Below are 4,081 nucleotides of genomic sequence, written 5' to 3'. Positions count from 1 at the left end.
TTGACGCCAGAGTCCCTGCTCGTGATGCTGCTCGTTCTGCGTGGGTCATTGAGGCGCGTGGTGTACTGGATATTGTCGCTGATGCTAAGGCAGAAGACAAAGACGGCGTAGAGGTAAAACTCCCGGTTATCACTCAGTTGGTCTGGAAGGTCGAAGAAGAAGAAACCAAAAAGTAATAACTTAAGGCCAGTGGGCTGGCAAGGGGTGTCTATATGGCACTCCTTAGTTTTTGTACTCGCTAACTGGTACATTCACCAACATGAGGAGAAAGCAATGAGTAACCGTAAAGGTATTCACTTAATGCCTGATGGACGCTTACGGGCTTATATCTGGTGTGGTGATAAATTAAGACGAAAGATTGTAGAGAGCATACAACATGCCCACAATTGGTTAGACCACATAGAGGCTCTGAACTTAGCAGGCTCACTCAAAGGGCGCGGACAGTTCTCTCTATGATGCACCCGCACCACTATAAGACAACATAAGGAGGCTATCATGTTGGCTATCATTCAGGCCATTCATGAGCACCATATGTTACTCGCTATGGTCAACCTCTTGCTGGCTTACTTACTGAAACGAGTAGGTACTTAAGGAGACCCCTAACCCTTTAAGAATCTGACAGAAAAATCTGAGAGGGTATTTAATATATTAATGGCTCAAAGTATCCCCATAGGCCCCCCGGCTGAGTTGACCAGAAAGAGGACCCTCAGTCGCGTTTGTAATGCCTATGGTCTCCTAAACGTGAGGCTATATAGCGACACAAAGAGGGCAACAAGAAGTGACACAAAGAGATTGACACATGGTCTAACCCTATGATCTCCTATGGTTACACCACCTATGGGAAGTCCTTCTGATACTTAAAGGTCTGAAGCAGCCAGCGCAGGCGGTCGCTGACCGTCGGCTGCTGCGACATCGCGCTGTCCTCAAACAGCTGGCGATCGCGCGGCCCATCATAGCCCATAATGATATGCAGCTCGTTAACCTAGCTACAGGCGCGCTGGATCAGGTAGATGTTGCCCGGTATGCAGCGGATAAAACTTGCTGAGCACCACACCGATGGTTTTCTCGCGGCGGGGAAACTCTAGGCCGAGAAAGCGATGCAGCGCCTCCAGCTTCTGCGCGCTGGGGCTTTTGATTCTGGCATTCAGCAGCTGGCTGAGGTAGCCCGTGGTCATGCCGCTGGCGTCCGCCACCTGCTACAGAGTACAGGCCTGCTGGCGGATCACTGTTTTCAGGTAATCAAAAGACGGCATTATATGCCTCCGGCAATTAGAGATCGTCAAGGATAGAGAGCGCATCGGCCAGCTTTTTCACGCCGTACACCTTCATATTTTCTGGCAATTTTTTTGGCACATTGGCGGTAGGAACAATAGCGCGACGGAATCCGTGCTTCGCCGCTTCTGAAATACGCTCCTGACCGCTGGGCACCGGACGGATCTCACCGGCCAGCCCGACCTCGCCAAACACCACCAGATCCTGCGGCAGCGGGCGGTCGAGCAGGCTGGAGACCATCGACAGCATCAGTGCCAGATCGGCGCTGGTTTCGGTGACTTTCACCCCGCCCACCACGTTAACAAACACGTCCTGATCGGCCATTTGCAGACCGCCGTGACGGTGCAGCACCGCCAGCAGAATCGCCAAGCGGTTCTGCTCAAGCCCCACCGCGACGCGACGCGGGTTGCCCATCATCGAGTGATCGAGCAGCGCCTGGATCTCGACCAGCAGCGGGCGCGTTCCCTCCCACAGCACCATCACGGAGCTGCCGGAGGTCACTTCATCCCCCCGGATCAGGAAGATCGCCGACGGGTTGCTGACTTCACGCAGCCCCTGCTCGGTCATGGCAAACACGCCCAGCTCATTCACCGCGCCAAAGCGGTTTTTATGGCTACGCAGCGTGCGAAAACGCGAGTCGGCATCGCCATCGAGTAGCACCGAACAGTCGATGCAGTGTTCTAGCACCTTCGGGCCAGCCAGCGAGCCATCTTTCGTCACGTGTCCGACCATCACAATCGCCACACCCTTGGTTTTGGCGAAGCGCGTGAGGTAGGCGGCGGTTTCGCGCACCTGCGCCACGCTGCCCGGCGAAGACTGGATATCTGCCATGTGCATCACCTGGATCGAGTCGATCACCATCAGCTTCGGCTGCTCATGCTCGGCGATCAGGCAGATCTGCTCGATGCTGGTTTCCGACAGCATATTCAGGTTTTCGCTCGGTAGTCCCAGACGATGGGCGCGCATCGCCACCTGCTGCAGCGACTCTTCTCCGGTGACGTACAGGGTTTTCATGCTCTCAGACAGCTTGCACAGGGTCTGCAAAAGCAGCGTACTTTTCCCCGCGCCGGGGTTACCGCCAATCAGAATGGCGCTGCCCGGAACCACGCCGCCGCCAAGCACGCGGTCAAACTCGTTGAAACCGGTGCTGAAACGCGGTAGTTCGTCGAGACTGATTTCCGACAGCTTCTGCATGCGGCTGACGCCCACACTGCCCGCATAGCCAAAGAGCCGCTCGCTACGCGCCACGGTGGGGGGTGCGGCAAACCGCATCTCGGTGATGGTGTTCCAGGCGTGACAGACGCTGCACTGCCCCTGCCAGCGAGGATAGTCTGCGTCGCACTCGTTACACACAAAGGCGCGCTTTACCGCTTTGGCCAAATTGTCCCCTTAACGCTCGTCAAAAATCAGGCTGCCGCTCAGAATGCAGAACACGCCCATTAAATCTGCGTGACGGATCGTCACAGCGGTGTGTTCATTCACTTTTGGCTTGGCGTGATAGGCAATACCGAGGCCAGCAATTTTGATCATCGGCAGGTCGTTGGCCCCATCACCGACGGCTACGGTTTGCTCAGGCGCAATGTTAAAGCGCTCAGCCAGCTTCTGCAGCGTGTCGGCTTTATATTGCGCATCGACGATATCGCCCAGCACTTCACCGGTCAGCTTGCCGTCCGCAATCTCCAGCACGTTAGCGGCTACCGCAGAGAGATGCAGCGTGTCGCGCAGATGCTCAGCGTAGTAGGTGAAGCCGCCGGAAGCGATAGCCACTTCCCAGCCCATCGCCTGCAGCTTCGCCACCAGCGAGGTCAGTCCCGGCATCAGCGGCAGAGCATCGCGTACCGCTTTCAGGATATTGGCATCAGCCCCTTTCAGGGTTGCCACGCGCTGGCGCAGGCTGGCCGCAAAGTCCAGCTCGCCACGCATCGCCTGTTCGGTCACTTCCTCCACCAGCATGCCGCTGCCGGCCAGTTTGGCGATCTTATCAATACACTCGATCTCAATCGCGGTGGAGTCCATATCCATCACCAGCAGGCCCGGCGTTTTCAGATGCGGGATCTTGCCCATCGGTGCCACATCAAACCCGGCGTCATGCGCCAGCCTAGTTGCCAGCGGGGTCAGCGATCCCGCCAGCCGGACGACCTGATAATCTTCCACCACCCACGCGCTGACGATCACCATCGCCGCGCCCAGCTGGCGCTGATATTCGGTTAGGCTGGCTTTGTCAAGTTGGCGTCCATACAGCAGCCAGCCGCTACGGCCAGCGCGGTAGTCCAGCGGCATCACTTCATCACCGCTTAATGAAAGAGGTAACCCCGGCCAGAGAGAGACTTCAGCAGGCAGGTCGCACCAGGTCAGACTATTTGGCATTACAACTCCTGTAGGGACATTCAACACGCAATTCTGCGCAAAATAATGCAAGAGGCTACCTTGTTCCAGCGTGTTCTGGCAACTTAAAGCTAAGCGGTTCCTCTGGTAAGTCTGAAGGCACTGTTGCAAAGATATTGATGAGTTAGCCTTTCGTGTTATTGAAAGGTCTTATCTTTCAAAGACTCTGCTCACCAGACGCATCTCGCCTAGGGGATGCCCCAAATAAAATGATTCTGCCTGACCTTTCCGTAGCGCCCGCATCACTTCAATGCCTTTGATTGTGGCGTAAGCCGTCTTCATTGATTTGAAGCCCAGCGTGGCGTTGATTATCCGTTTCAGTTTGCCATGATCGCACTCAATTATATTATTCCGGTACTGTATTTGCCGGTGATGCACATGCTGCGGACATTTACCTTCCCGCTTCAGCAATGCCAGCGCCCGC

The 4,081-nt window shown here is 55.6% G+C and carries 3 protein-coding genes and 1 pseudogene; all 4 read right to left on the bottom strand.

The genetic code is table 11. The features are described from left to right. Nucleotides 1-844 precede the first annotated feature (844 nt). A pseudogene (locus BBW68_RS16155) lies at nucleotides 845-1,193 on the bottom strand (adenylyltransferase/cytidyltransferase family protein); the annotation flags it as partial. A gap of 76 nt (nucleotides 1,194-1,269) precedes the next feature. Next, nucleotides 1,270-2,652, bottom strand: coding sequence for a DNA repair protein RadA (gene radA / locus BBW68_RS07185; protein WP_070134609.1), 1,383 nt, complete (start codon nucleotides 2,650-2,652; stop codon nucleotides 1,270-1,272). 9 nt (nucleotides 2,653-2,661) lie between these two features. Then, nucleotides 2,662-3,639, bottom strand: a complete 978-nt coding sequence (gene serB / locus BBW68_RS07180; RefSeq protein WP_070134608.1) for a phosphoserine phosphatase — start codon at nucleotides 3,637-3,639, stop codon at nucleotides 2,662-2,664. Between the two features lie 168 nt (nucleotides 3,640-3,807). Then, nucleotides 3,808-4,081: DDE-type integrase/transposase/recombinase (locus BBW68_RS07175; protein WP_148127581.1), on the bottom strand; the 274-nt coding region annotated here is incomplete at its 5' end.

The sequence above is a fragment of the Candidatus Erwinia dacicola genome, from assembly GCF_001756855.1.
GTDB classification, from domain to species: Bacteria; Pseudomonadota; Gammaproteobacteria; order Enterobacterales; family Enterobacteriaceae; genus Erwinia; species Erwinia dacicola.
Note: the sequence above shows the minus strand (reverse complement) of the source record. Positions and strands in the feature narration are given on the sequence as shown.